Source organism: Mesorhizobium sp. M6A.T.Ce.TU.002.03.1.1 (genome assembly GCF_003997275.1).
Taxonomy (GTDB): Bacteria; Pseudomonadota; Alphaproteobacteria; order Rhizobiales; family Rhizobiaceae; genus Mesorhizobium; species Mesorhizobium mediterraneum.
Genome location: NZ_RZTI01000296.1, coordinates 1 through 740 on the forward strand (window position 1 = coordinate 1; position 740 = coordinate 740).

The 740-nt window shown below is 63.4% G+C and carries 1 protein-coding gene; it reads left to right on the forward strand.

The window, feature by feature from the left end:
* A partial coding sequence (locus EOC93_RS33610) for a glutamate synthase central domain-containing protein (protein ID WP_281033180.1) occupies positions 1 to 740 on the forward strand: 740 nt, incomplete at both ends.

The following is a 740-nucleotide window of genomic DNA, read 5'->3' on the forward strand; positions in this document are numbered from 1 at the left end:
TCGATGGGCACCGACACGCCGATCTCGGCGATGTCGGACAGATCGAAGCTGCTCTACACTTATTTCAAGCAGAACTTTGCCCAGGTCACCAACCCGCCGATCGACCCGATCCGCGAGGAGCTGGTGATGAGCCTGGTGTCCTTCATCGGGCCGAGGCCCAACATCTTCGACCTCGTCGGCAATTCGCGCCGCAAGCGGCTCGAAGTGCGCCAGCCGATCCTGACCAATGGCGATCTCGAAAAGATACGCTCCATCGGCCACACCGAGGACCGCTTCGACACCAAGACGATCGACATCACCTACGCTTCGAGCGAAGGCGCGGCCGGCATGCAGGGCGCCATCGACCGGCTATGCGAGCGCGCCGAGGCGGCGGTCGCCGGCGGCTATAACATCATCATCCTGTCCGACCGTCAGCTCGGGCCGGACCGTATCGCCATTCCGGCGCTGCTGGCGACGGCGGCCGTTCACCATCATCTGATCCGCAAGGGGTTGCGCACGTCGGTGGGGCTCGTGGTCGAGTCCGGTGAGCCGCGCGAGGTGCATCATTTCTGCTGCCTTGCCGGCTACGGCGCCGAGGCGATCAACCCCTACCTCGCCTTCGACACGTTGCTCGACATGCACAAGCGCGGCGAGCTGCCGGCGGAGGTCGACGCCTATGAAGTCGTCACCCGCTACATCAAGTCGATCGGCAAGGGCATCCTCAAGGTGATGTCCAAGATGGGCATTTCGACCTATCAGTC